Source organism: Hyphomicrobium sp. MC1, assembly GCF_000253295.1.
Classification (GTDB): domain Bacteria; phylum Pseudomonadota; class Alphaproteobacteria; order Rhizobiales; family Hyphomicrobiaceae; genus Hyphomicrobium_B.
Genome location: NC_015717.1, coordinates 2,653,348 through 2,678,862, shown reverse-complemented (window position 1 = coordinate 2,678,862; position 25,515 = coordinate 2,653,348). Strand labels below are relative to the sequence as shown.

The 25,515-nt window shown below is 57.1% G+C and carries 19 protein-coding genes; 16 read left to right on the top strand and 3 right to left on the bottom strand.

Annotated elements, in window-relative coordinates; all coding sequences use genetic code 11:
* The first annotated feature begins 24 nt into the window (after positions 1–24).
* The 8 genes from HYPMC_RS13030 to HYPMC_RS12995 are packed head-to-tail and all read left to right on the top strand — an operon-like array spanning position 25 to position 9,127.
* On the top strand, positions 25–1,038 hold the full coding sequence (locus HYPMC_RS13030; RefSeq protein WP_029671044.1) for a Gfo/Idh/MocA family protein: 1,014 nt from the start codon (positions 25–27) through the stop codon (positions 1,036–1,038).
* Positions 1,039–1,044: 6 nt separating this feature from the next.
* Positions 1,045–2,142 (top strand): DegT/DnrJ/EryC1/StrS aminotransferase family protein, encoded by a 1,098-nt coding sequence (locus HYPMC_RS13025; RefSeq protein ID WP_013948435.1) that lies wholly within the window; start codon positions 1,045–1,047, stop codon positions 2,140–2,142.
* 45 nt (positions 2,143–2,187) lie between these two features.
* A complete protein-coding gene (locus HYPMC_RS13020; RefSeq protein WP_024276137.1) occupies positions 2,188–3,153 on the top strand; it encodes an NAD-dependent epimerase/dehydratase family protein in 966 nt (321 codons plus the stop codon).
* Positions 3,150–4,292, top strand: a complete 1,143-nt coding sequence (locus tag HYPMC_RS13015) for a DegT/DnrJ/EryC1/StrS aminotransferase family protein (RefSeq protein ID WP_013948433.1) — start codon at positions 3,150–3,152, stop codon at positions 4,290–4,292. The genes HYPMC_RS13020 and HYPMC_RS13015 overlap by 4 nt, the downstream gene beginning before the upstream one ends.
* Entirely contained in the window at positions 4,289–5,164 is an 876-nt protein-coding gene (locus tag HYPMC_RS13010) for an ABC transporter permease (RefSeq protein WP_013948432.1), read from the top strand. Before HYPMC_RS13015 ends, HYPMC_RS13010 begins: the two co-directional genes overlap by 4 nt.
* Positions 5,161–6,432: an ABC transporter ATP-binding protein gene (locus HYPMC_RS13005; RefSeq protein WP_013948431.1), complete on the top strand. Its 1,272-nt coding sequence runs from the start codon at positions 5,161–5,163 to the stop codon at positions 6,430–6,432. Before HYPMC_RS13010 ends, HYPMC_RS13005 begins: the two co-directional genes overlap by 4 nt.
* Positions 6,423–8,135: a glycosyltransferase gene (locus HYPMC_RS13000; RefSeq protein ID WP_013948430.1), complete on the top strand. Its 1,713-nt coding sequence runs from the start codon at positions 6,423–6,425 to the stop codon at positions 8,133–8,135. Before HYPMC_RS13005 ends, HYPMC_RS13000 begins: the two co-directional genes overlap by 10 nt.
* Positions 8,132–9,127: a glycosyltransferase family A protein gene (locus tag HYPMC_RS12995; protein ID WP_041300131.1), complete on the top strand. Its 996-nt coding sequence runs from the start codon at positions 8,132–8,134 to the stop codon at positions 9,125–9,127. Before HYPMC_RS13000 ends, HYPMC_RS12995 begins: the two co-directional genes overlap by 4 nt.
* Before the next feature lie 30 nt (positions 9,128–9,157).
* Here HYPMC_RS12995 and HYPMC_RS12990 read toward each other — a convergent pair whose 3' ends face one another.
* Positions 9,158–10,138, bottom strand: a complete 981-nt coding sequence (locus tag HYPMC_RS12990) for a glycosyltransferase family 2 protein (RefSeq protein ID WP_013948428.1) — start codon at positions 10,136–10,138, stop codon at positions 9,158–9,160.
* On the bottom strand, positions 10,135–10,935 hold the full coding sequence (locus HYPMC_RS12985; protein WP_013948427.1) for a polysaccharide deacetylase family protein: 801 nt from the start codon (positions 10,933–10,935) through the stop codon (positions 10,135–10,137). The genes HYPMC_RS12990 and HYPMC_RS12985 overlap by 4 nt, the downstream gene beginning before the upstream one ends.
* Before the next feature lie 220 nt (positions 10,936–11,155).
* On the opposite strand from HYPMC_RS12985, the gene HYPMC_RS12980 reads away from it, so the two are divergent.
* The 8 genes from HYPMC_RS12980 to HYPMC_RS12945 all read left to right on the top strand — a co-directional run bounded on the left by HYPMC_RS12980 (position 11,156) and on the right by HYPMC_RS12945 (position 22,354).
* Positions 11,156–12,235: an acyltransferase gene (locus HYPMC_RS12980; protein ID WP_083832116.1), complete on the top strand. Its 1,080-nt coding sequence runs from the start codon at positions 11,156–11,158 to the stop codon at positions 12,233–12,235.
* 173 nt (positions 12,236–12,408) lie between these two features.
* Entirely contained in the window at positions 12,409–13,227 is an 819-nt protein-coding gene (locus HYPMC_RS12975; protein ID WP_157135439.1) for a sugar transferase, read from the top strand.
* A 540-nt stretch (positions 13,228–13,767) separates the two neighbouring features.
* On the top strand, positions 13,768–14,538 hold the full coding sequence (locus HYPMC_RS12970) for a response regulator transcription factor (protein WP_013948422.1): 771 nt from the start codon (positions 13,768–13,770) through the stop codon (positions 14,536–14,538).
* A gap of 86 nt (positions 14,539–14,624) precedes the next feature.
* Positions 14,625–16,901 (top strand): glycosyltransferase, encoded by a 2,277-nt coding sequence (locus HYPMC_RS23270; protein WP_013948421.1) that lies wholly within the window; start codon positions 14,625–14,627, stop codon positions 16,899–16,901.
* 312 nt (positions 16,902–17,213) lie between these two features.
* Positions 17,214–18,191, top strand: a complete 978-nt coding sequence (locus HYPMC_RS24255) for a glucosyl transferase (RefSeq protein ID WP_157135438.1) — start codon at positions 17,214–17,216, stop codon at positions 18,189–18,191.
* Positions 18,188–19,300: an acyltransferase gene (locus tag HYPMC_RS23265; RefSeq protein ID WP_013948419.1), complete on the top strand. Its 1,113-nt coding sequence runs from the start codon at positions 18,188–18,190 to the stop codon at positions 19,298–19,300. Before HYPMC_RS24255 ends, HYPMC_RS23265 begins: the two co-directional genes overlap by 4 nt.
* A gap of 17 nt (positions 19,301–19,317) precedes the next feature.
* The gene (locus HYPMC_RS12950) at positions 19,318–20,607 is read left to right on the top strand and encodes an O-antigen ligase (RefSeq protein ID WP_013948418.1); all 1,290 of its coding nucleotides are present in this window, start codon (positions 19,318–19,320) and stop codon (positions 20,605–20,607) included.
* 40 nt (positions 20,608–20,647) lie between these two features.
* Positions 20,648–22,354: a right-handed parallel beta-helix repeat-containing protein gene (locus HYPMC_RS12945; protein WP_013948417.1), complete on the top strand. Its 1,707-nt coding sequence runs from the start codon at positions 20,648–20,650 to the stop codon at positions 22,352–22,354.
* Positions 22,355–22,384: 30 nt separating this feature from the next.
* Here the strand turns inward: HYPMC_RS12945 and HYPMC_RS12940 are convergent, their stop codons facing one another.
* Entirely contained in the window at positions 22,385–25,513 is a 3,129-nt protein-coding gene (locus HYPMC_RS12940; RefSeq protein ID WP_013948416.1) for an efflux RND transporter permease subunit, read from the bottom strand.
* Positions 25,514–25,515 lie beyond the last annotated feature (2 nt).

The following is a 25,515-nucleotide window of genomic DNA, read 5'->3' as shown; positions in this document are numbered from 1 at the left end:
TTGTTAGCGGGTGGCGTGAGTACGATGATTGGTATCGGCGTAATCGGGTATGGCTATTGGGGGCCAAACCTAGTTCGAAATTTTGCGGAGCTTTCGCGAGCTAAGCTCGTTGGCGTTTCAGACCTTGACAGCAAGCGACTTGCCCTAGTCGCAGCGCGGTTCCCAGGTGTTCACACCACAACCGATTATCATGAGCTGCTTCGCGACCCGAAGATTGACGCGATTATTATCGCTACTCCGGTCTCAACCCACTTTCCCATTGCAATGGCGGCTTTGAAGGCCGGAAAGCATGTCTGGCTCGCGAAGCCGATGACGGAAACGTCGATGCAGGCCGCGCAACTTGTGGAGGTCGCTGCAAAGCGCAATCTCGTTTTGCTGGTCGATCACACGTTCGTCTACACCGGCTCGATCCGGAAGGTCGGCGAGATCGTGCGCTCGGCCGATATGGGACAGTTGTTCTATTATGACTCGATCCGGGTCAACCTCGGCCTCTTCCAGCGCGACGTGAACGTCATTTCCGATTTGGCCGCGCACGACTTCGCAATTCTCGACTATCTGCTCGACGAAAAGCCCATTGCGGTGACGGCGGCGGGTTCGAACCACTTTCCCGGCTCGCCAGAAAATCTCGCGTACGTCACGCTATTCTATAACTCCGGCATGATCGCCCACGCCAATGTCAGCTGGCTTGCCCCCGTGAAGGTGCGTCAGATTCTGATCGGCGGAAGCAGCAAAATGATCACGTACAACGATCTCGAGCCGAGCGAGAAAGTAAAAATTTACGACAAGGGCGTCAGCTTCACGGACGATCCGAGGCAGATCCAGGAAATGCGCGTCGGCTACCGCATGGGCGACATGTGGGCACCCAAACTGGACAGTAAGGAAGCTTTGAGCGTCGAGGGCGAACATTTCCTCGACTGTATCGAAAAGCAGCAAAAACCTATTTCAGACGGCCAATCCGGAGAGCGTGTCGTTTCGCTCATCGAGGCGGCAACCAGTTCCATGCGCGGCCGTGGCGAAACCATTTACATTCATCGGTAGGCTTTGATGATCCCGTTCGTAGACCTCAAGACCCAATTTCATTCTATCAAGCCGGAGATCATGAGTGCGATCGAAGGCGTTCTCGAAAGCTGCCAGTTTACGCTCGGCAAAGAAGTCGCAACGCTAGAAAACGAGTTCGCGACCTACTCAGGCAACAGCATCGGCTGCGGCGTGAACAGTGGTACGAGTGCGCTTCATCTGGCGCTCCTGGCGGCAGGCGTTGGTCCAGGCGACGAAGTCATCACCGTGCCGTTCACGTTCGTCGCCACGGTCTCCGCGATCCATTATACCGGCGCAAAGACCGTGTTCGTTGATATCGATCCTCTGACATACACCATGGCACCGGACGCGATCGAGGCTGCAATTACGCCGCGAACGAAAGCCATCATGCCGGTCCATCTTTACGGCCAGCCCGCCGATATGGATCCGATCAATGCGATCGCGAAGAAACATGGCCTCGTCGTTATCGAAGACGCCGCTCAGGCGCATGGTGCGGAGTATAAAGGCCGCCGTGTCGGCAGCCTCGGCGATCTTGCGTGCTTCAGCTTCTACCCGGGCAAGAACCTCGGCGCGTACGGTGAAGCCGGCATGGTCGTCACGGAAAACGAGAATTACGCACGCACGGTCCGCATGTTGCGCGACTGGGGCGCGGAGAAAAAATATCAACATGAGCTGAAGGGCTTCAACTATCGCATGGAAGGTGTCCAGGGCGCCGTTCTTCGTGTGAAGTTACGCTATCTCGAAGGTTGGACGGAGAACCGTCGCGCGGCCGCTGAACGTTATCGAGATCTGCTTCAGGGCAGCCCCTATGCGCCGCCGCATGAGCGCAACGATGCGCGTCACGTTTATCACGTTTACGCGATCAGGACGAAGTCGCGTGCGGCGCTGCAAAGCTGGATGGAGTCCAAAGGCGTGCAGACGGGCATTCATTACCCGACGCCCGTTCATTTGTTGCCCGCGTTCCGGGATCTCGGATACGAGGCAGGTCAATTCCCGTACGCCGAAGCGGCCGCTGCCGAGGTCCTTTCGCTTCCGATGTATCCGGAGCTGAAGCCTGAAGCGCAGAAAGCCGTTGTCGATGCCCTTCTTGCATTTCCAGGATAATAGCGCCGTAATAACTTTGGGGATGGATAGGACAAGGCCATGTTGATCGAAGGTTCAAGAATACTCGTAACGGGCGGTTGCGGTCTCGTCGGCTCGACGACAATTGATCTTCTTCTGCAGCATCACAAACCCGAGAAGATCATTATTCTCGACAACCTGGAACGCGGCACCATCGGTAATGTCGACGGTGCGTTACGTGACCCCCGTGTCGAACTCGTCAAAGGTGATATTCGCGATATTGCCACCGTCCAGCGAGTGACGGATGGCATGGACTCCGTTATCCACATGGCAACCCTTCGTATTACGGCCTGCGCCGAGCAGCCGCGCGCCGCGCTGGAGACGATGTGCGACGGCTCCTACAATGTTCTCGAAGCGGCCGTCGCAAAGGGAGTGAAGAAATTCGTCACGGCCTCGTCGGCTTCGATTTATGGCCTGGCCGATGTCTTTCCGACTAAGGAAGACCATCATCCGTACAACAACCGCACCTGGTACGGCGCGAGCAAGATCATGCTCGAAGGCTTGCTTCGGTCGTTCAACGATATGTATGGACTGCCGTACGTCGCGCTGCGCTACTTCAACGTCTACGGTCCGCGCATGGACATCTACGGCAAATATACCGAGGTTCTGATCCGCTGGATGGAACGCATCGAGGCCGGTCAACCACCGTTGATCTTTGGTGACGGTAAGCAGACGATGGACTTCGTCTATATCGACGACGTTGCCCGCAGCAATATCCTGGCGCTGCAGTCTGATAAGTCCGATAATGTCTACAACGTCGCCAGCGGCACCGAGACGTCGCTGAACGATCTTGCCTACGCGCTGCTCCGGGTCATGGGTTCGAACATGCAGCCGGAATATGGTCCCGAGCGCAAGGTGAACCCGGTATCTCGCCGCCTTGCCGACACGACAGCCGCCAAAAGAGATCTCGGCTTCACGGCCGAGGTCGATCTCGACGAAGGCCTGCGCCGCCTCGTGGACTGGTGGCAGATGAAACGTAAGAGCGCTGCATGATCCCGATCATGCGCCCGATCATGGATGAGCGCGAGGCGGACGCCGTCCGCCGCGTCATCCTGAGCGGATGGACGACGCAAGGTCCAGAAGTTGCAGCCTTCGAAAAAGAGTTTGCGGTGTTCGTCGGCGCGCCGCATGCTTGCGCTGTGTCGAGCTGCACGACGGCGCTTCATCTTGCGCTGCTCGCTCTTGGCGTAGGCGAGGACGATGAAGTCATCACCGTCAGTCACACATTTATCGCGACGGCCAATGCCGTCCGCTATTGCGGCGCGACGCCGGTCTTCGTGGATATCGAAGAAACCGGCTTCAACATCGATCCAGAACTGATCGAAACCGCGATCACGCCGAAGACGCGTGCGATTATCTGCGTGCATCAGATCGGAATGCCGTGCAATCTCGAAGCAATCATCACCGTTGCCTCTGCTCACGGTTTACCCGTCATCGAGGATGCAGCCTGCGGCATCGGCAGCGAGATCAATTGGAAGGGCAATTGGGAGCGGATCGGCAGACCGCACGGCGACATCGCCTGTTTTTCGTTTCATCCGCGCAAGATCATGAACACCGGGGACGGCGGCATGATCACCACCGCCAATCCGGAATGGGATGCGAAATTTCGCCTGCTGCGCCAGCACGGCATGAGCGTACCCGATACGGTGCGGCACGGCTCAGCTCAGGTCATTTTCGAAAGCTATCCGACCGTCGGATACAACTATCGCATGACCGACATTCAAGCCGCAATCGGCCGCGAGCAGTTGAAGCGCGTGCCTGAAGTTGTCGCCGCTCGCCGTGCGCTCGCAGACCGCTACACGGCACTATTTAGCGACAATTCCGGGATCAAGGCACCGGTTGAACCGGCATATGCGCGCAGCAACTGGCAGAGCTATTGTGTACGCCTGCCTGATGGTCTCGATCAGAAGGCGGTAATGCAATCGATGCTCGACGCGGGAATTGCAACTCGTCGCGGCATCATGTGCATTCATCGCGAAGCCTCTTACTCCGGTGACGTGAACATGGCTCTGCCGCGCTCGGAAGCTGCCCAAGATCAATGCATCATTCTGCCATTGTACCCGCAGATGACGCATGCAGAGCAAGATCAAGTCATCACAACATTGAAGCAATCCTGCACCGTAAACGTATGAGCGTTCTATCGACTGATACCATTGTTCCATCCGGCGCGCCGAAAGGCGGACGGTCGCCGGGCTATGACTTGCGGCCTAGCCGCGGGCTGTTCGATCTGGAACTCGGTGGTGTCTGGCGCGCGCGCGAACTTCTGTTTGTCTTGATGATGCGCGACGTCCAGGTGCTTTATCGCCAAGCCATACTCGGCGTTGCATGGGCGATCATTCAGCCGGTCTTCGCCGTCATAATTTTCACCATCATCTTCGGCCATTTCGCCAGAATTTCTTCCGATGGCCTGCCGTATTCAGTCTTCGCATTCGCAGGCGTTTTGATCTGGACGTATTTTTCGGAGTCCGTTCGCCGCAGCGCAACTGCGCTCGTCACCGATGCCGAGCTCGTGCGCAAAATCTACTTTCCGCGTCTCATTATTCCGCTCGGAAGCGTCATTGCGCCCTTGATCGAATTCTCGATTGGCTTTGTCATTCTGCTTCTGCTGATGTTCTGGCACGGGCTATATCCGTCCTGGCATATTCTTGCCATTCCGCCGCTTCTGCTGGTGGCGGGCACTCTGGCGCTGTCAATGGGACTCTGGCTTGGCCCGCTTAACGTGCGCTTTCGCGACATCAAGCACACGCTGCCGTTCATGCTGCAGATCTGGATGTATGCGTCGCCCATCGTCTATCCGCCGAGCCTCGTACCGCCAGAATGGCGTTGGGCTTATTCGCTCAATCCGATGGTCGGCGTCATCGACGGTTTTCGCTGGGCCGTCTTCGGTCAAGGCCAGTTGAACCTCGATACCTTGGCCATCAGCGTGGTGATAATTGCCGCCCTACTTGTCAGCGGCTTGGTCTTCTTCAAACGCCAGGAGCGCATCTTCGCGGACGTCATATGACGACGAATGATATTGCCATTCGCGCGCGCGGCCTCGGCAAACGCTACAGGCGGGGGCAGCGCCACAAAAGCAACTCGTTCCGGGAAGTCCTCGTGGACGGCGCCAAGTCCCTGTTCGGCTCGTGGAGCAAAACGGACGACGCGAGCCCATCGCCGGATTTCTGGGCCTTGCGCAACGCGACGTTCGATATTGCGCGCGGTGAAAACGTTGGCATCATCGGGCTGAACGGTGCCGGTAAGAGCACACTTTTAAAGATCCTATCGCGCATCACCACGCCGACGGAGGGTACGGGTCGCGTCGAAGGGCGCCTCGGCGCACTTCTCGAAGTCGGCACCGGCTTCCATCAGGAGCTGACGGGCCGCGAGAATGTTTTTCTTTACGGCTCGATCCTCGGCATGTCGCGCGAAGAAATCGCCCGCAAGTTCGACGCCATCGTCGCCTTTTCCGAGATCGCTGATTTCATCGACACGCCGGTTAAGCGTTATTCGAGCGGCATGTACGTCCGTCTCGCGTTTTCGGTCGCTGCCCACCTTGATCCGGACATTCTTCTTCTCGACGAGGTTCTGGCCGTCGGTGATTTTACGTTCCAGCGCAAATGCATCGACTTTGCGCACGAGCTTGAAAGGAAGGGCGCGACCATCCTGTTCGTGTCGCACAACATGTTCTCGATCAAGTCGATGTGCCAGCGCGTTATCTATCTGCGGCACGGCGAGGTCGTGTTCGACGGGCCAACCGACGATGGATTGAAACTTTATGAGGCCGATTGCCGTCTCGCCGTTGCGCCTTGGTTCCACCCGGATCCGGATGCGCCCGCCATCGACATCACCGATATCGAGCTCATTGGTGAAGGCGGCGAGCGCAAGCAGATGTTCGATTTCGGCGAGCGCATGACGATCCGAGTACATTACGACGCCAAGGATCCAATCAAAGATCCAGACATACGCATCGGCATCAACCGCTCGGACGAGGTCCACTGCAGCACGTTCAGCAGTGTCGCTGACGATGTCGGCTTGAGCGTACTCTCAGGCCCCGGTGAAATAGAGCTGACGACGCCGCCGATCAAGCTCGTCTCCGATCTTTACACGCTGACGATTGCGGTTCGTGAGAAAAAATTTGGCCGCTTGGTTGTCGCGCGCATCGGAGAAACATTTCACGTCCGCCACCCCATCTTCGCGTCGAATGCATTTGGCGTCATGCATGAGCGTGGGGAATGGCAGCACTCGGGTGCAAAAGTCGTGGGTAAGATTGGGCCGCAGCGATGCGCATAGAAAACGTGGCTCTTACTGCCGATGAACATGGCGCATCGCCGTCGTCGCCCGGCGCGGATCGGCATGCGCAGAATGCGGACCGCCAGATCGCGCGCATGAAGAGCAATTACGCTATCTTCGATTCGTATGTCGCGAAGGCGCAGAAAAGCCTTGAGCGGGGAAATCTCGAAACAGCTGGCGGCTACGCATTGATGGGAGCCTGGGTTGCGGCCCATATGCATTGCGGCTTCTTTGCGAGCCCGCGAATTGAGCGCATTCTGAATAAAATAGGTCGTCAAATTCCGTCTTCTCTGCCTACTACGGACAGAGCAGGGCGACCGGACCAGGTGAAGCGCGTTCTCCATGTCAGTGGCGAAATCACCGCTGTAGGAGGGCTCGCGACGATGTTGCGGCGCTGGATTGAAAGCGATCCAGGCCGTGAACACTCGGTCGCCCTGACCCAGCAGTACGATCAACCAAGCGCCTTGATCACGGCGGCCGTTTCGCGCGCAGGTGGCAGTATTCATCTGCTCAGCCGTGCCGGCGGGCTGGCCGCCAAGGTAACAAAGCTGAGGCAGCTCGCAAGCGAGCACGATCTCATCGTCCTGCATATACCGAATTCGGACGTCGTTGCCCCGATCGCCTTCGCCGAGCCGAAGCGCTTTCCGCCTGTCCTTTTTCTCAATCACTCAGATCACATGTTCTGGATCGGATCGACGATCAGCCAAGTCGTCGGCAGCATGCGGAAAGCAGCTCTCGATATCTGCGAAAAGCGCCGTTACGTTGAAAAGAAGCGTAGCGTATTGCTTCCGATCCTCGTCAGTCCCACTGCGCGGACGAAGGACAGGGAGGCGGCGAAGGCGGCGTTGGGCCTCGATCCCTCGGCGCTGCTTCTCATCTCCGTTGCGCGGGCACAGAAATACCGAACGATCGGTGGTGTTTCGTACGCGGATACGCACTCGGAGTTGCTCAAAAGGTTCCCGAATGCATTGTTGATGGTCGTCGGCGGCGGCGAGCGGCCGGATTGGGCGGATGCGAGCGCAGCCGTTGGCGGTCGTATTCAATCACTGACACCGCGTGATCCGAAACCCTATTTTGAAGCCGCGGACATCTATCTGGATTCCTTCCCGTTCTGCTCAGCGACATCAATGATGGAAGCTGCGGGGTATGGGCTGCCTTGTGTTTCTCGTTTCGTGCTGCCCCCCGAGGCGCGAATTTGCGGCATGGATCATCCCGGCCTCGCGGGGCCACTGGTTGAATCGACAAACGACCAAGATTATATCGCAAGCCTCGAACGATTGATGTCGGATCCGAAACTGCGCGCGCGCATCGGTGAAGCGACCGAGAAATCCGTGCTGGATGCCAATGTCTCACCCGGCTGGAATAAATACCTCGAAGCTGCGGTTGCGCGCGCACTTGAATTACCTCCTGTCGATCTCGAAGCCATTCTCAGCGGCGACTTCACCGAGAAGCTGAACTTCGGCGAGCCTGACACGCGCCTCGAGGATATCTACGGCTTCGCGCCGCCCCAGGCTGCGATCTTGCGCCATCATCTCGGGCTGTTTCCGTTGTCTGAGCGCCTGAAGCTTTGGATTGATGTAGCGAGAGCGCGAGCGTTTCTCGGATGGAAGGATGCCGTAAAGGGGCTCTTCCGCGAAAGCTTGGTTTTCAAGTTGAAGGATACGCGCGCGGTGGCATTGTCGGTCTGGAGGCCAAGCCAGTGAGCGAGGTCGCCATTATCATCCCGTATTATCAGCGCGAACCAGGAATCCTTCGCACCGCAATTCAGTCCATTTATGCGCAGGAGATCCCGCTGGGCGTGACCGTCCGCGTCGTGATCGCAGACGATCAATCGCCAGTGCCCCCCGAACCAGAATTCGCAGCTTTTTGGCATTCGGAAATCTCCGTTGAAGTCGTCAAGCGTGAGAACGGCGGCCCGGCGAAAGCACGAAATACCGGCTTGGACACAGTCAGGCATGCAGACGTCGTAGCGTTTTTGGATTCCGACGATTTCTGGGACCCCCACCATCTTGCAAAGGGACTCGCTGCACTCGCGCAGGGCGCGGAGTTTTATTTCGCGAACAACTTCTACGAGGACAAGCGCACCTGGTTCGATGGGCTCGAAGGCATCGACGCGCTTAAGGCCGCATCAAGGCTCGGGGATGACGGCATTTATCACATCTCCGGAGCCAGCATTATGCCGTTTATGCTTCAGGACTGTCTCGCACACACATCGACCGTGATGTTCGACAACCGCATCCACGGCGCAATGCGTTTCGATGAAGATCTCGCCTTTGCCGGAGAGGACTATCTCTTCTGGCTAACACTGTCGTCCAAGGCGAAAGCCGTCGCGTTTTCCGCAGCGCCGATGGCTGCTCGGGGCAGAGGAATGGACCTTTACCGCGGGGCGCTCGATTGGAACCGTCCGGAGTGCATCCGCAGACTTTTTTACGCGCTCTTACTTCATAAGAAAGTTCGGGAGCGGTTCTGCACGACGAGTGCATCCAAAAGCGTGATCGACGCTAAGATCGTCAAGCTGCGTCAAGGCATAATCTATCTTCTGATCCGCAACGGTCTTGTCCATCGCCGTATCAGCGGATGGATCATTCGCGAGCTTGCACGCAAGGATCGTCGGTTCTGGGTCGAGTTTCCTCGGAACGCTTACGAGACGATCTCAGGTAAGTTGCGCGGAAACTTCGAATTTCCGATCGGATAGCAATCGAGTTAGAATTTGAGGCGCACACGTCTATCCGACGTTACCCTCTTTGGTTGCGAGATTGCGGTTGCGAAGCACAGATGCGAGCAGTGCGGCTCGCAAAGCCGTTGGTCGAATGAGCCGGACAGCCGTCACATGTGGCAACGTCACAAATGCGCCGAACAACGCATGTCTCGCGCCTTTGAATTCGCCTGCGGTTGATCGCTTGACTGCTTGGCCGCAGAAATAATCGAAATACTGCCAGACCGACCCGAGATACGCGCGGTAGACTTTGCGCGCGGTAAGCCGCTCGAGCGGCGGCTGCCGCGATAGGAAAGCATGCCGGCGAAAAATGCGCTTCGTGTATTTCTGCCGTGTGCGTTGCAATTGATCGAAAGAGCCAGGATCCCGCTGGCGGAACAGTACGCACGGCATCTTGACGAGGCCGATCCTGTCGTTGCGAGCAATGCGCAGCTGCCAGTCCCAATCGGAATCGCCGATGAGGCTTTCGTCCATCAGACCGTATTTTGCGACGGCGTTGCCTCGGAAGACGCTGCCTCCCACCTGCGGAAAATATCCACTCAGCATCATGTCGAACACGTCGCCGTCGGAAGGCAGAGCGCCGGGCCAAGGCTCGCCTATTGGCTGCCGCAGAGTATTCGTACTCACGATTTGGCTGAAAACGGCTTCGTGGTCGGGATGCGCGTCGAGGAACGCGATATGTGGTCGGATATGCTGCGGAGTCCACAGATCATCGTCGTCGAGGAACGCGATGAATTCGCCTGTCGCGCGCCGCATTGCGAGGTTGCGCGCCGCCGCGCAACCATTCTTGTCCGTTTTCGCGTAGATCCCGCTGAATTCGGCAACGACGGTCGGCGTCTCGGGTGTCGTTCCATTATCTCCGACGAGAATCTCGAATGTCAGGTCCGGCCCCTCGAGCGCGCGAATGCTGGCGAGAGCTTCCCGCAACAATACGGGACGGTCCCGAGTCCCGATGATAACCGACACTCGTCTGGGCGTCGTCGCCGTCATATCCATTCCTCCCAGCGGTCGAACACGCCGGCAAGCGAGGCACTGAAAATGCGCGAGTCGTCGAAATGGGTGACGAACGTGCGCGGTACAGTATAAGCGGGCCGCGTCTCCTCCGCCTGCGCATAAATGATCTCATATCCGGCTTCGCGCGCGGCGGTGGCCGCAGCGGCGCTCCAGTTCAATGATTGGCCGAGTGGAATGGCAAATGTCGTTGGCGCGACCCCCAACCGGTCTTCGATAATCTTTCGCGAGCCAGACAGCTCGTCAGTCAGAAAGCGCTCGCTGATCTTGCTAAAGTCGGGATGGGTACGAGAATGGCTGCCGATCTCGACGCCGAGGGTCATCAAGTGTTCGAGATCTTTCCAGGATACGATCCGCTCCTGGTGATAGGCATTGGTGTGGTCTGTCCAATCCGTAACCACGAACAGCGTCCACGGAATTTCGTATTCTGCAAGAATGCGGGCAGCGTGTGTCGCCACGCTCCGGCGACCGTCATCGAACGTAATCGCAAGATCGCGTTCGCTTCCGAGGCCTCGCGCAATTCGCGACGGCTCGACGAACGTGTAACCCTTCTTGAGCGCCAGCTCGATCTGCGCCCGGAATTGCCGCTCGCTGACGTCATTGACGCCCATTTCCGGTTCGTCGATGGAGTGATAGCAAAGAATGCGGCCATGAGGCTTGAAGCGTTTCTGGCCGAACGTGGCGAGGAAATTCCGTTCCCCCCACATCCGCGCCGCCGCCACGTGCCTGCGTTCAAGGCCCGCCGCTTTAGCCAGTGATTTAACCTGCTGCCGCATTCTTTCGGACCCCGTTAGCCCAGCTAGCGACTTCTCTTCATTGACCAGCCCGGTGCAAAGACTATGCCCATCGTAAGCTGGCTGACGATCATTAACGCGATGTGGCCGTCGATGAAGAAAGACTGTCCCTATAGTACGGGAATTGCAACGCAGTCACGCCATGAACTTGGTGTATTAATTTGGGCTTCGGGTCCGATGTCCACTAACCCAATCGGAGAGCGTGTTGTCCCAAAGGATCAGGGGCTTTGACGGCCTGCGCGCGATCGCATTCTTGCTCGTTTTTGTCAGCCACAAAGTTATTATGCCGGTGACAGATCGCATCGGATCGCTGGCGGTTTGGATTTTTTTTGTTCTGAGCGGCTTTCTGATCACCCGCATTTTGGCGGGTCAAAGATCGAAGATCGAAATGGGACGAACGTCCCGTAAAGAGGCACTGCTGGGCTTCTATCTGACTCGGGCTTTTCGGATTTTTCCGCCCTACTACGCATTGCTGGCGGTGCTGGCCATCCTGGCCGCGAGCGGTCATTACGATCTTGGAGACGCCGGGCGGCAATGGGCTAATCTGCTTTTCTATTCGAATATTTATATCGAGCGTCACGGTTGGCGGGACGATCTCGGCCACTTTTGGAGCCTGGCCGTCGAGCAACAATACTATCTCGTCTTCGCACCGCTCGTACTGTTCCTGCCGCGCGCCGTCGTATCCAGATTATGCGTTGCCCTGCTAATCGTCAGCATTGCGGCAACTGTCTTGTTCATCGCTGATCGCCGTCCGCCCATTACCTTCGACGTTAATTCGCTCGTAAATATCGGACTGTTTGGCTTCGGCGGCCTGGCCGGACTTTTTGCCGACCGGCCTTTGCCGCGATGGCTGTTGAACGATTGGGCGATCGTGATCGTGTTCGCACTCGTCCTGTCGCCGCCAATTCTACTATCCAATCCCGAATTTGCTGAACTTAGCCGTCCGGCAGTCGGCATCTTGGCGGCCTGCCTGCTCGTTCAGATTACGCAATGTCAGGATGGTCTCGCGGTCAGAGCCTTGGATCTGGCGCCAATCCGCTGGGTGGGCGTGATCAGCTACGGCGCCTACCTCTTCCACCCAGTGATCCATTCCAACGCGTTTCTTGAATTTTTTGGCCTGCCAATTCCGCTACTGCATCGGTGGATCGTGGTGCTCGATTTCTTGCTCACCATTCTCTTCGCGTCGGCATCCTGGCTATTACTGGAACAACCCTTGATCAGACTTCGCCAGAGGCTGACAACGCGGCGGCTCGATGGTGTGCGGGCCTTTCAAAAAGGCTGAGCGACGGTTTAGCCACCCCTAGCCATTTGCCGTAACGGCCGACAGGCGCGCATCTCACCACTTACATCTTTTGGTTCGGTTGGCTTTCACAGGGCAATATTTGACAATTGGAGTGAGCGGAAGAGACCTAGTTCATTAAATTATAAGTGCGTTTTGCGGGGTATATGTTCCAGATGTCTGTCGTTTCGCCGCGCGATTTTTCGGTAATTTCGCGTTCGGATGGCGGCGGCTCAGAGGCAAGGCTGCTGCCTGCAACTTTAGCTCGTACCGGCGAGCACGGACGCGTGGAGGTCGAAGGCGAAGCGTCTGTGACCCGCGCGCGGCGTCGCCTGTGGGCGCTCTACAGCATCAACGCCAGTCCTGAACAGACACCGCCACCTATCGGCGGCCGTTTCAAGCGTGTGTTCGACGCGGTCGTCGCATTCGCGGCTTTGATCCTGCTTGCCCCATTACTGCTCGTCCTCGCCGGCGCCATCAAGCTGACGACTGGCGGCGATGTGATTTACCGCCATCGAAGGGTCGGTTTTGGCGGCAAGTATTTTTCATGTCTCAAGTTCCGCACGATGGTGCTAAACGGCGACGCGGTTCTCCGTCGCCACCTCGAGACAAATCCTGCAGCAGCCGACGAATGGCGGCGGACGCGCAAGTTGGTCGAGGATCCGCGGATTACGGCACTCGGATATGTGCTCCGTAAAACCAGCCTTGATGAGCTGCCCCAGCTGATCAACGTTCTTCGCGGGGAAATGAGTTGGGTCGGCCCTCGGCCGATCGTTGTAGAGGAACTGCATTTCTACGGCGACAGTGCCGTCGAATATTTCAAGGCTCGCCCCGGCATTACCGGCTTGTGGCAAATCAGTGGTCGCAGCCTGGCAACCTACGATGAGCGCGTAAATTACGATCTTCGATATGTGCGGGATTGGTCGTTTGCAAAGGACCTCGTAATCCTGATCCGTACGATCCCAGCGGTTTTGAATACAGGGCAGGCGGCTTAGCTAACGGCGTCCTCGATGGTGTAGCGCTATACTTGGCAACTAGAGGTAGCGTCCAAAAAGGGGAAGAGGGGGAAATCATTTATTCCGGCAATGGGCCCGTCATCCGGATTCTGAACAGTTTTTATTCAAATTACATTCAAAGCTTCATCCGATGACCTATAATGAAACAAATCATAAAGCGTAAGTTGTAGAACTTTTGCGTGCGTGGTCTGATAATCAGCCATCGGAGATGGCGGTGTGCGCTATTTAAATGGTAAACGAGCGCGTGTAAGACCTTGGTAGAAGAAACAAGAGTGCCGTAAAATAAAACTTATTTACTTATGCAATTTCAGTAGCTTGGATAGCATGCATTCACTATGGCACCAAAAAGCCGGCATATAAATGGCTTAGATCTGCGACTATGGCACCAATAATGCAATCCGAATTTATTAACGAGGTGCTGCGTTTTCGGTCCAATTGTAACTAAAATTGGTATAAAAGAGAGTGGGCCATACTACGTCATACACCTCATCGTGGCGGTAGGTTTGGAGTTTTTGTATCGTGCGTACGTCCTTCCGTGAGACCGGGCCCGTCGTTCCTTTGGCGATGGGCAAAACACCTTCAAATACCAACAAAGCGCCTTTGGAGAATGCGCGGTCTGAAACCGCGCAATTGAAGCAGCCCGGCATTTCGGCGCTAATTGTAATTGAGCCGCGCTCTTTCGTGCGCAACTGCATTGTTTCAAGCCTTTCCAATGCAACCGAAATAAAAGGCGTCGGTGTCGGCAGTGTCGCGGAATATTTCGACAAGCTCTCCGATGTCAGGCCCGCAGTCATCATCGTATGCGCGATGGATGACAGCAGCTCCGACATTTCGAGCCAACTCGAACAGCTGAAGAATGCTGGCGTTAACGTTCCAGTCATCGTTATGGCCGACGCGAATAATGTCGATCTCATCCTTACTGCGCTCAACGGCGAGGCTAACGGCTTCATTCCCGCGGATATTTCGCTTGAAATAGCGGCGCACGCTCTGCGGCTCGTTATGGCCGGTGGCAAGTATTTCCCAGTGAACGGCCTACTCGCGGCCCGGAAATCGTCCGCGGCGTCCGCGCCTCGCGAGGCGCCGCCCAAGACCACGCTTTTCACGCGACGCCAGATCGCTGTCATCGACGCGCTTCGCAAGGGTAAGGCGAACAAGATTATCGCCTACGAACTGAACATGTGTGAAAGCACCGTGAAGGTTCACGTCCGTAACATCATGAAAAAACTTAACGCAAAAAATAGGACTGAGGCTGCTTATTTGGCGGGTGAGATGCTCTGCGCTGACCGATAGTCAACCGGGCAATCGCAACTTCCGCATCTATGCGGCGAGTGATTTCTCCTCGGACGGAGAAGCCGATCGGCTTTAAGACATAAGTAATGCTTAGAGTTTCACCCGCGCCGACCGTCTCGGTTCTGATCGCCAATTACAATTGCGCTCAATTCCTCGGCGGCGCGATTCATTCGGCATTGAGGCAGACGTTGAAGCGCCTCGAAGTCATCGTCGTCGACGACGCGTCGACAGACGGAAGCCGAGAAATCGCGCGGGATTTTGCCGCCCGCGATCATCGCGTCAGATTGATCGAACTGCCCACCAACGCTGGCCCGTCCGCTGCGCGCAATGCCGGACTTGCTGCGGCTGAGGGAACCTGGGTCGCCATTCTTGATAGCGACGATTTCATGCACCCGGAGCGGCTGCAAAGGCTCGTCGAGGAAGCCCAGGCCGGAGCGGATATCTGCGCCGATGACCTGCTCGTATTCGGCGAGGGACGCCGTCCTGGCGAGCACCTTTCAAAAGCTCAGCGACAGATGGCCTATATCTCGCTCGCCGATTTTTTGAATTCGAACCTCATCTACGGGACCGTTCCGGCGACAGGCTACCTCAAACCACTTTTGAACTTGGCGTTCTTACGCAAGCACGCCCTGATATACGATACGGCGCTGAAGATTGGCGAAGATGCCGATCTTATCGCGCGGGCCCTTGCTGCGGGCGCCAAATACCGCCTGATCGACAGTCTTGGCTATTTCTACCGCAAGCATCCGAATTCGATTTCTCACCGTTTGTCACGCGACGACCTCCAGCAGATGCTCAACGGCGACATGCGTCTGAAGGCGTCGCTATCGGCTTGTCCCATTGAAGTCGCCGAAGCGTTCGCTCGCCGCCAGATATCCATCGAACGCGCCTTGAACTTCGATCGTCTCGTTACGGCGATCAAATCTCGATCGTGGTCGCAAGCTCTCCAGATTGCGATCCACCATCCCAACACGATCTCGGCTCTGGGGATGCCGTTGGCTGCGCGGCTCCAGCGTCTGCGCCGAATTCAAGTTTCGAAAGGCCAGTCTGAGTCGACCAAAAAGGCCTGTTTGATTTCAAGACAACGCATCATCGGGCCGACAAACGGCAGCTCCGCGTATGTTCTGGGAATTTGCCGGGCGTTGCGAGACGACGGCTACGACGTAACGCTCGTGTCTCCGAACGCCGGTACCATCGGGCGCTTGCCAGTGTTTCGTCTTCGTCCGGAAATGTCGGTCTTCAATCAAATTTTTCTGCGTGGCGTCTGGAAGCTCGGAAATATCTGCGTCAGCAAAGACCCACGCATTGCACTTGCGGCCGTGATGGCCAAGATTGCACGCGCCCTACGACGCTTTGGCGTGGAACGCCTCTCTTATTGGGATACGCCGGCGCCCTATGTCATTGGCGCGCCTTGGCAACGCGACGAACTTCTGTACGTGGCTCGGCACGCTTCGAAAAGTGAACTGGTCATCGCCGATTATGCGTTCACCACGCCGGCAATCCCGTTCGCGCTTAGCGAGTCGGCGCGCAGCCTGGTCGTCATGCACGACCTTCTTTCCGTGAGAGAAAGTCGCTTCAAGGACGCCAAGCTGCCTGACTCGGTCAAGACTTTGGACGAAGCCAGCGAGATGCAGCTTCTTGGTCAGGCCGATGCGATCATCGCTATTCAGGATATCGAGGCGAAGCACGTCAAGGCTCGTCTTCCGGATCATACCGTGCTGCTGTCTCCCGTCGTGTGCGCATCAGTCGACGCGCCTCAACCAGGCGCAGGCAAAAGCGTGCTGTTCATCGGGAGCAATACGGCTCCGAATGTGATCGGCCTGAGATGGTTTCTGGAATTTTGCTGGCCGCAAATACGTGCCGAAAATCCCGACGCTGAATTGGTTGTCGCCGGCGGTGTCGGTTCGCAATTTCCCGAAGGTGCGCCCCGAGCCAAGTTCTGCGGCATCGTCGACAACCTTGCCCCTTTCTATCGCGAAGCCAGCGTTGTTATTTCGCCGCTGACGGTAGGCTCCGGACTGAAAGTCAAAGTCGTCGAGGCATTGGCCCAGGGCAAGGCCATCGTAGCGACTACGGTGTCCGTCGAGGGGATGGGGGACGACATCGCATCGGCGCTTAACGTCTGCGATGACCCTGTCGCTTTCGGCAATGCAGTCAGTGCACTCTTATCGGACAATGAATTACGCCGCCGCCGCGCGGATGCCGCCTACACCTACTTCAAGCAACATTATTCTCGCGAGGCCTGCATCCGTGAACTGCTCGCCTACGTCGACGGGCGGTCGGACGTATCGGCGTCGACGGTTTGCAGTCTTGCTCCCTACGCTCATCGAGGCACGTCGATCGAAGTCGATTGTGTGCGCTGAGCGATAACTCCGAAGCCGGACAAAGAGATGCCAACAAGCTACTGCATCGGACAGGACGAGGGGATCGAGCTTTCGTTTGATAAAAGCAGAGCAAGGCGTGCGCGCGAGAACATCAGCATCGCGTTTTTTGGGCATGACTCGAACGAGAGCACCATCCGAAAGCGCGTTTGCGCATTGCAAAGAAATGGTGCCGACGTTACCGGTTTCATGTTCGCCCGTCGCCGTGAAATGGCATTGCCCCCCCCAGATTGGAATAACATCGATCTTGGAGTGACCGAGGACGGGCATCACGGTCGTCGTTTGTTGAGCTTGATGCAAGCGATTGTAATTTTATGGCGTCACCGTGCGGTCATTCGGCAGGTCGACATTCTTTATGCACGCAACATCGACATGCTTGCGCTGGCTTGGTTGGGCCGCCTTTTGGCGCGCTCCCGGGCAGCGATTGTCTACGAAGCGCTCGATGTTTATCCGGCCTTTACAGGTCGCGGCGTCAAGGCAGCCATCCTGCGCTTCCTAGAGCGTCGGCTGTTGGCTTGCAGCCGACTGCTGGTTGTGAGCTCTCCCTATTTTATCGACCGTTATTTCTCGCCTGTTCAGAGATACACGGGAGAGTGGTTTCTTCTTGAAAACAAGCTCGGGCCAGAGAACGAGACGGTTCATCCTCTGTATCACATCCGCAATCAAAGCGACGGGCGTGCTTGGACGATAGGTTGGTTCGGTGTTCTTCGCTGCAATCGCAGTCTAGAGATTCTCCGCGCGATGGCGTCTCGGCTCGGGAGTCGGATTGCCGTCCATATCAGGGGCGTTCCGTCGGAACCGGACGGGATTACACGTGAACTGCTCGAATCCGTCGCAGCGGAAACACCGAATATATCCTATTTCGGAACATACCAAAATCCGCGCGATCTTCAGGAAATCTATTCCGCGGTCGATTTCGCCTGGGCGATCGACTTCAGCGCCTGGGGTGCCAACTCCGATTGGCTGATACCGAACCGGCTTTACGAGGGCGGCCTATACGGCGTGCCTGCATTGGCGCGGGTAGGTACGGCCACAGGCGACATTGTAGAGCGCGACAATCGCGGCTGGACGTTTCGCGAGCCAATGCAGGAAACGGTCTCCGATTTTCTCATTCATCTCGATGCCTCCGGCTACAACGAAAAAGCAAACGCGTTGCGTCAAACCGAACGCGCTGTGTTTGTAGACGTGTCCGACACGTCTCGGCTCTTGTCTCGACTGCGAAACCTTTGTCACCCGGCAGAAGCCAGCCGGCTTCCGGAACATCAGCCGTGATAAGAATCCCAGCAAACGCCACCGAGACGATTACGGGGCGCGAAACCAATGCGGTTAAGCGCATCGACACGATCGATTCTCTGCGCGGTTTGGCGATCCTGCTCGTCATCTGCTTTCACTATCTTGTTCGCTGGGCACCCCCGTTTTTTCCTGACAACCTCTATCAGTATTCACAGGCCTATTCGCCGCTATGGGAACTCGGCCGCTTCGGCGTTGAATTCTTCTTTGTCATCTCAGGTACAGTCATCGCGCTAACGGTCGAGAGCTCGAGTAACGCAATCGACTTCCTCTTCAGGCGGCTTTCGAGGATATACCCGGCGCTTATCTGCTCGATCTTCGTGACGTTTTTTATCGCCAACGCTTTTGGTCCCGAACCCTTCCATCGCGGTGTCGTCGACATCATTTCGAGTATGCTGATGCTTCCCGCCGTTCTGCCGTCGAAGTGGAACTTTCAGTATGTCGATGGTGTGTATTGGAGCTTGGCCGTCGAATTTAAGTTTTATGCGGTGGTCGCCATTTTTCTGATCCTCTTGGGCCGGCGGGTCTGGGCCGGGATCATTCTGTTCGGCATTCTGGGCGAAATTTGCTTTCACATCGCTCCTAACCTCGCTGATAAAATATTCATTCACCAATATATGAGCTTCTTTCTCTTCGGCGTCGCGATCGCCCAATGGCACTTCTCCCGAAACGCTCTCGCGGCCAGTCTTTGTCTGATGAGCGCGGTAATTCTTTACGTCCTTAATCTCGACTACGTCAGCTTGCTCGATCAGCCGTCTGTTGTGGCGGCGCTCTTCGTCGCGACCGGGGTCGTTTTGATGGGTGTTCTGATTTGTCTGAATGTTCCGCTCAGTTGGCGGCCGCTGCTGCTTGTTGGTCAGGCATCATATTCGCTGTACTTGCTGCATGAAAACATCGGGATAACGATCATCTCAAATCTGAAGGGACTAGGCTTCGGCGACATGACCGCTATCGCGATCGCCTTCGCGTCGATGCTTGCGCTGGCAGTTACGATGTTTAACCTGCTCGAAAAGCCGGCTCAGCGCGCCTTGCGGCAGATGTGGAAGGCATTTCCCGTCTTTAGCGCAGCCAGATCCAGTTCGGCAGTTTGAGGGGACGGCTGAAAGCGATGACACGAAAACACAAATCCTCGCAGCGATCGCGCCGCCGCCTGCTGAATTACCCGCTCGCCGCCACGACGTTTTTCTTTGCCATCTTTAACGTTCAGATTTTTTCGCTGATTATTCCATTGCTGATAATGGCGGTCACGGGCCTCTGCGCTCTCAAGTTTCACCGGGAGCTTGTGGGGTATGGTGCCGAACTTAAGGTCGTGCTCATTTTTCCGGGGATTGTCATGCTGTCGGCGACCTGGTCAGACGTGCCGACCATCTCGCTTTGGTATGGTATCCAGCTGCTTGTGACGATCTTTGTCGGCATTCTCATCGGCATCTGCGCGACAAGCCGAGAAATTGTTCGTGGCATTTATTACGCGATGGCAATCGTGGTCATTGCTTCCCTCATATCCGGTCAAACTGGCCCGTCGGCGGCGGGTCCGGTACTCATCGGAATAACGGGAAGCAAGGACGCAATGGGGTTCGTGGGCCTTACGCTGTTCGCCGCTGCCTTGGGGGTGGTCACGGACTCAGGTCAGCCGACGTTGTCCCGCTTGTCGACGCTCGTCTTTCTTCCGCTCGGCGCGGGTATAGCGGCCGGCGTCGAGGCGCTCTCATCGGCGCTTGCGGCCGTCGGCTTCGCATTGGCATTCTTGGGCTTCCTAATGCTCAAGCGGTTTGACCGATGGTCTCGCTGGACATTTGTAGTCATTGGGCTCATCGCCGTGATGTTCGTCGCCTTGGCCCTTGCTGGCATAGGGTTCTCGTCAGACCGCGTGCTTGCCGCCTTCAACAAAGATCCGACGTTGACAGGCCGAACCACGCTTTGGGACTGGGCCGATATCTGGATTGCGAGAGCCCCGTTGCTTGGACATGGATATAAGGCATTTTGGCTCGGCGACTCGAATGAAACGGCTTCAGTGCTGTCGATGTTCGGGCAGACGGATGGACGCGTCTTTCAGTTTCACAATACCTTCCGCGAAATTCTGGTCGACCTGGGATGGGTCGGGTTACTTGCGTTTCTGGCTGCTGCCCTTGTCTTTGTTTATTTCGCGCTGATGAACGTCATGAATTTTCCATGCAGCACGACGGCATTTTTCGCGTCGATGCTATTATTGCTCGTCGCTCGCTCACCATTTGAATCGATAGTTCTGGTTTTTTACCCTTACACCGTGTTGTTTTACGCCTGTGGAATTGCCAGCTTGATGCCTCGGCTCAAATTGCGGCATAGGACACCGATGCCACGTTGGCCATCGTTGCCCAACGCTGAATTGACTCCCTCAGTTGGCATTCAACAAACCCGGTAGGTCGATCTCGGCCTGCGCCGAATTCACCGCGAGGGCATATATGCGTTTCATGAGTTTCCCCCACCCTCTGGGCGCAGTGACGCTTGTCCTTGTCGTCTGCTTGCAGCTCTGCTGCGCCGTCGTTGCCAAAGCCCAATCGTCTGAACCCTCCGGTACTGGGACGACCTATTATGTGTCGCCGACTGGGGATGATTTGAATTCGGGAACAGCCCCTAACGCGCCTTGGCGCAGCCTCGGGAGGATACAGCAGTCCGTCTACAATGCCGGAGATTCAATTCTCCTTGAGGGCGGCAAGACATTTGTAGGCTGTCTTCAGATTTCGCGCGGGATGCTGCGCGGGACCGCGGAACGTCCGGTTACGATCGGCGCTTATGGGCATGGAAAATTTCAGATCAAATCGAACTGCGCCGGGCGTCTCGTGGCAGCGATCGACATCGTCGGCGCCAGCGGCGTTGTCGTGCAGGATTGCACTCTACGCGGCAACGGCGGCAAGACGCCCTTTGGTGTTTGGATTCAAAACCCTTACGACAATGACGCCGCTCGAAACATAACAGTTCGACGATGCGACATTAGCGGGTTCTTCACCACCAGCCCCGGACAGAATGGAGCCGAGATTTTTGTTACTGGCCACCCGGGCGCCGGACTCGATGGTGTGAATGTCATCGACAATGTGCTGCACGGTTCTGACGGACCGACAAGTCCGGACAATAACGGGCTTTATGGCTTTGGACGCGACAAGAACGTCCGAAACATTCTGTATCAGGGCAATGTCATTTACGACATTGGAGGCCGGCCCGGCGGTACCAACGGGGCCGACGGCAACGGCATGATCGCCAATGGCGTCACTGGCGGCCTGATTCAAAACAACATTGCGTACAATCTCGGCGCCAATGTCGATACCTGCGGTGGGCCATCCGGTTTCTGGGCGTATAGCTCAAGTCACATCGTCATTCAGTTCAACGAAGTCTACAACGCCAAGCCGAGCAAATTCGTCAAAGGCTGCGATTGGGATGGCTTCGATCTCGACGGCTACGTCACGGACTCGGTTCTTCAATACAACTATGCTCACGACAACTGGGGTGCCGGCTTTGCCGCATATATCGACGGCGAGTGGGGGCGGAATATCATTCGCTATAATGTCGCCGTGAACAACGCCACATCGTGGGGCGCTTCCTACTTCGGAAACATCGTAATTGCGAGGGGAGCCGACTCGCCCCAGCTCAGTATTTATAACAACACGCTGATTTCCAACGGGCCGTCGAACACAACCGCCGGCATTTCCATTCAGGGAAATCCCAAGGGCGCGATCATTGCAAACAATCTCATCATAGCACTGAATGGAGCGAACTACATCAATACCGGGTCAGAACTGCCTGAGGTTCAAATCCTCTCCAACAGTTACTATTTGACGGACCAGTTCGCCATTCGGTGGCGCGATAGAAACTACACCAATCTTGATACTTGGCGGCAAGCGACGGGCAACGAAACGCTCGATGGCAAGTCGACGGCATTCACCGATGATCCGCAACTTGACACCACCGCCCTGGGAGAGATTTGCGGCGGCTATAAGCGATCGTGTCCGCGTGCGGCATTGCACGTCTCGCAAAAGCTGATGGGGCGCGCAATTGATCTGACGAAGCCGCCATTCAATCTTGATGTCGGATCTCGCGACTACGTCGGCAACAAAATTCCGCAGTCGGGATCGGGCACCGGCTATGGGATCGGCGCGGTTGTCGTAGATAAGTGAACTGGCGTAGATGCGAGCCAGCAGGGAAGTTCACGGCCTAGGTGCGTCTTGCGGAACCATTTGCGTCGAGCGCGATTTTCGTTGCCGCGCGATCCAAGCCTTCCCACGCTCCAGCATCAGGTAAATCACCGGCGTCGTATAGAGCGTCAGGATCTGCGACACGACCAGTCCGCCGATAATGGTGATGCCGAGCGGCCGGCGCAATTCCGAGCCGGGGCCGATGGCGACGGCAAGCGGAACAGCACCCAGGAGTGCCGCGAGCGTTGTCATCAGGATGGGCCGGAAGCGCTGCAGGCACGCGTCATAGATGGCGTCATGCGGGGAAAGCCCAAGCTCGCGTTCGGCGTGGATTGCGAAATCGACCAGCATGATGCCGTTCTTCTTCACGATGCCGATCAGCAGAATGACGCCGATGAGTGCGATCAGCGACAGATCCATATGGGCGAGTTCGAGGGCCAGCAGCGCGCCGAGGCCCGCGGACGGCAACGTCGATATGATCGTCAGCGGATGCGCGAGGCTCTCGTAGAGAACGCCGAGTACGATGTAAATCGAGAGCAGAGCGGCGACGATCAGCAGCGTCTGGGCGCGCGCTTGCTCCTGAAATGCTTTGGCATCGCCGGCGGGCTCGGCCCGGATGCTTTCCGGCATATGCAGTTTCTGCAGCGCCTGATCGATCGCCTGCAGGCTCGTGTCTATGCTGACACCCGGCTTCAGGCTGTAGTTGATGGTGACCGCCGGGAAAGGTCCCTGGTGATTGACGACGAGCGGCGCGATGCCTTCAGTCAATGTCACGACGCTCGACAGCGGAACCTGCCGCCTTCCGTCAATCGTCGGTACATAGATGCGCGACAGATCTTTCGGCTGGCCCTGGAGATTGGGGTCCACCTCGATGACGACTTTATATTGATTGCGATCGGTATAGATCGTCGAGAACTGCGTCTGCGAAAAGGCGTTGGATAGCGCGGTGTCGATATCGGCGATCGCCACGTTGAGGCGTGAAGCGACATCGCGGTTGATGTTGACGTTGAGCTGAAGGCCGCCGGATTCGCGATCCGAGCTGACATCGACGACACCGGGAATTGCGCGAACCGCGGTGAGGGCTTTCGGCACCCAGGCATAAAGATCGTCGGCGTTAAGCGACCACAGCGTGTATTGATAGTCGGCTTTGCCCGAGCGGGCACCCGCGCGGATATCGCGCGACGGCATCAGCCGCGTCGCCAGCCCGACGATCTTGCCGAGCGGCTTCCTCAGCCGGTCAATGACTTCCGCCGTTGGCACGTTGCCGCGCTCGCTGAGCGGCTTGAGGCTGATGAACATGCGGCCCTGGTTCTGCGTCGGATTGAAGCCGCCGGCGCCCATCGACGAACCGATGTTGTCGACGGCAGGATCGGCGAGGATGACCTTGAGCGCCCGGTCCTGGAGCTTCTTCATTTCGGCGAATGAGATATCCGCATTGGCTTCGGTCGCCGCGATGATCAGGCCCGTGTCGTCCTCGGGCAGAAAGCCCTTCGGCAGTACGCTGTAAAAGTGCACGGTCAGGAAAATCGTCGCGATGAAGACGCTCAGCATGACAAGCTGATTACGCAGCGCGATCCTGAGAGTGAACGCATAGGCGCGCACAACCATGCTCAGCGCACCTTCGAAGATACGGTCGGCGAGGTTGCGGTGTTCTTCGGCGCCTTCCTTGATGAAGTGCGCGCAAATCATCGGCGTGACGGTCAGCGAGACGATCGCGGAAATGACGATGGCGAAAGTCAGCGTCATGGCGAACTCGTGCAGCAGCCGGCCGGCAATGCCGGTCATGAACAGCACAGGAATGAATGCTGCGACGAGCGAGACGGAAATCGAGATGACGGTGAAGCCGATCTGGCGCGAGCCTTCCAGCGCCGCAGGAATGGGCTTCATGCCCTTTTCCATGTTGCGGTAGACGTTTTCGATCATCACGATTGCGTCGTCGACCACGAAGCCGACCGCGACGGCGAGGGCCATCAGCGTCAGGTTATTGATGGAATAGCCTGCCGCCCACATGGCCGCGCACGTTCCGGCAAGCGAGAGCGGCACCGTGATGCCCGCGGCGATGGTCGGCGTCGTGCGCCGCAGAAAGACGAACACGACCGACATGACGAGCAGGATCGTGAGACCAAGCGTGAACTGCATGTCGTGCACCGAAGCGCGGATCGTCGTCGTGCGGTCGGACAAAATGGAAATGTCGACGCCCGCCGGAATCCATTCCTTGAGCTGCGGCAGGATCGCCTTCACGCGATCAACGGTGTCGATGACGTTGGCATCGGCCGTCTTGGTGACGATGAGCAGCACGGCGGGTTGCAGCCCGTAGCGTGCGAGCGAGCGGGCGTTGCGCGTCGCTTTTATGACCTTGGCCACGTCGCCGACCTTGACCACATCGCCGTTCGGCATGTTCTTGACGATGATGCCCCTGTAATCCTCGGGCTCTGTCATCTGCGAATTGGACTGCAGCACAATCGTCTGGTTCGGTCCGTCGATGGAGCCGATCGAAGACAGATCGTTCGCCGCCTCGACGGCGTTTTTGACGTCGTCGAAGCTCACGCCCATCGAAGCCACGAGCGTCGGATCGACCTGAATGCGCGTCGCCGGCTGGTCGGCACCGCTGACATCCACATCGGCCACGCCTTCGACTTGCGAGATACGTTGCGCCAGGATCGTGTCGGCGGTGTCGTAGATGTCGCTGGTCGTCATCGTCTTCGACGTCAGCGCCAGAATGAGAATGGGCGCCGCTGATGGATTATATTTGCGGTACGTCGGCACCTGCGGAAGATCGCCGGGAAGATCGGCCGTCGCGCTGTTGAGGGCGGCTTGAACGTCGCGCGCTGCGCCATCGATGTTGCGGTTGAGGTCGAACTGCATCGCGATCGATGCCGAGCCGAGCGAGCTGGTCGACGTCATTTCCGTCACGCCCGCGATCTCGCCGAGTCGGCGTTCGAGCGGCGATGCAACGCTTGCTGCCATCGTCGCTGGATCGGCACCCGGTCGCGACGCCATGATGCGGATCGTTGGAATTTCGATCGACGGCATGCTGGCGACCGGCAGCATGAAGTATGCGACCGCGCCCACCAGAAAGAGCCCGATGGCGAGAAGGGCTGTGCCGATCGGCCGTTCGATGAAGATGCGTGAGACGTTCATGC

What these genes read in the sequence shown, in the direction of transcription:
- HYPMC_RS13030 (WP_029671044.1), top strand. Translation starts at nt 25, where the DNA reads ATGATTGGTATCGGCGTAATCGGGTATGGCTATTGGGGGCCAAACCTA.
- HYPMC_RS13025 (WP_013948435.1), top strand. Translation starts at nt 1,045, where the DNA reads ATGATCCCGTTCGTAGACCTCAAGACCCAATTTCATTCTATCAAGCCG.
- HYPMC_RS13015 (WP_013948433.1), top strand. Translation starts at nt 3,150, where the DNA reads ATGATCCCGATCATGCGCCCGATCATGGATGAGCGCGAGGCGGACGCC.
- HYPMC_RS13010 (WP_013948432.1), top strand. Translation starts at nt 4,289, where the DNA reads ATGAGCGTTCTATCGACTGATACCATTGTTCCATCCGGCGCGCCGAAA.
- HYPMC_RS13005 (WP_013948431.1), top strand. Translation starts at nt 5,161, where the DNA reads ATGACGACGAATGATATTGCCATTCGCGCGCGCGGCCTCGGCAAACGC.
- HYPMC_RS13000 (WP_013948430.1), top strand. Translation starts at nt 6,423, where the DNA reads ATGCGCATAGAAAACGTGGCTCTTACTGCCGATGAACATGGCGCATCG.
- HYPMC_RS12990 (WP_013948428.1), bottom strand. Translation starts at nt 10,138, where the DNA reads ATGACGGCGACGACGCCCAGACGAGTGTCGGTTATCATCGGGACTCGG.
- HYPMC_RS12985 (WP_013948427.1), bottom strand. Translation starts at nt 10,935, where the DNA reads ATGCGGCAGCAGGTTAAATCACTGGCTAAAGCGGCGGGCCTTGAACGC.
- HYPMC_RS12975 (WP_157135439.1), top strand. Translation starts at nt 12,409, where the DNA reads ATGTCTGTCGTTTCGCCGCGCGATTTTTCGGTAATTTCGCGTTCGGAT.
- HYPMC_RS23270 (WP_013948421.1), top strand. Translation starts at nt 14,625, where the DNA reads ATGCTTAGAGTTTCACCCGCGCCGACCGTCTCGGTTCTGATCGCCAAT.
- HYPMC_RS24255 (WP_157135438.1), top strand. Translation starts at nt 17,214, where the DNA reads ATGCAAGCGATTGTAATTTTATGGCGTCACCGTGCGGTCATTCGGCAG.
- HYPMC_RS12950 (WP_013948418.1), top strand. Translation starts at nt 19,318, where the DNA reads ATGACACGAAAACACAAATCCTCGCAGCGATCGCGCCGCCGCCTGCTG.
- HYPMC_RS12945 (WP_013948417.1), top strand. Translation starts at nt 20,648, where the DNA reads ATGCGTTTCATGAGTTTCCCCCACCCTCTGGGCGCAGTGACGCTTGTC.
- HYPMC_RS12940 (WP_013948416.1), bottom strand. Translation starts at nt 25,513, where the DNA reads ATGAACGTCTCACGCATCTTCATCGAACGGCCGATCGGCACAGCCCTT.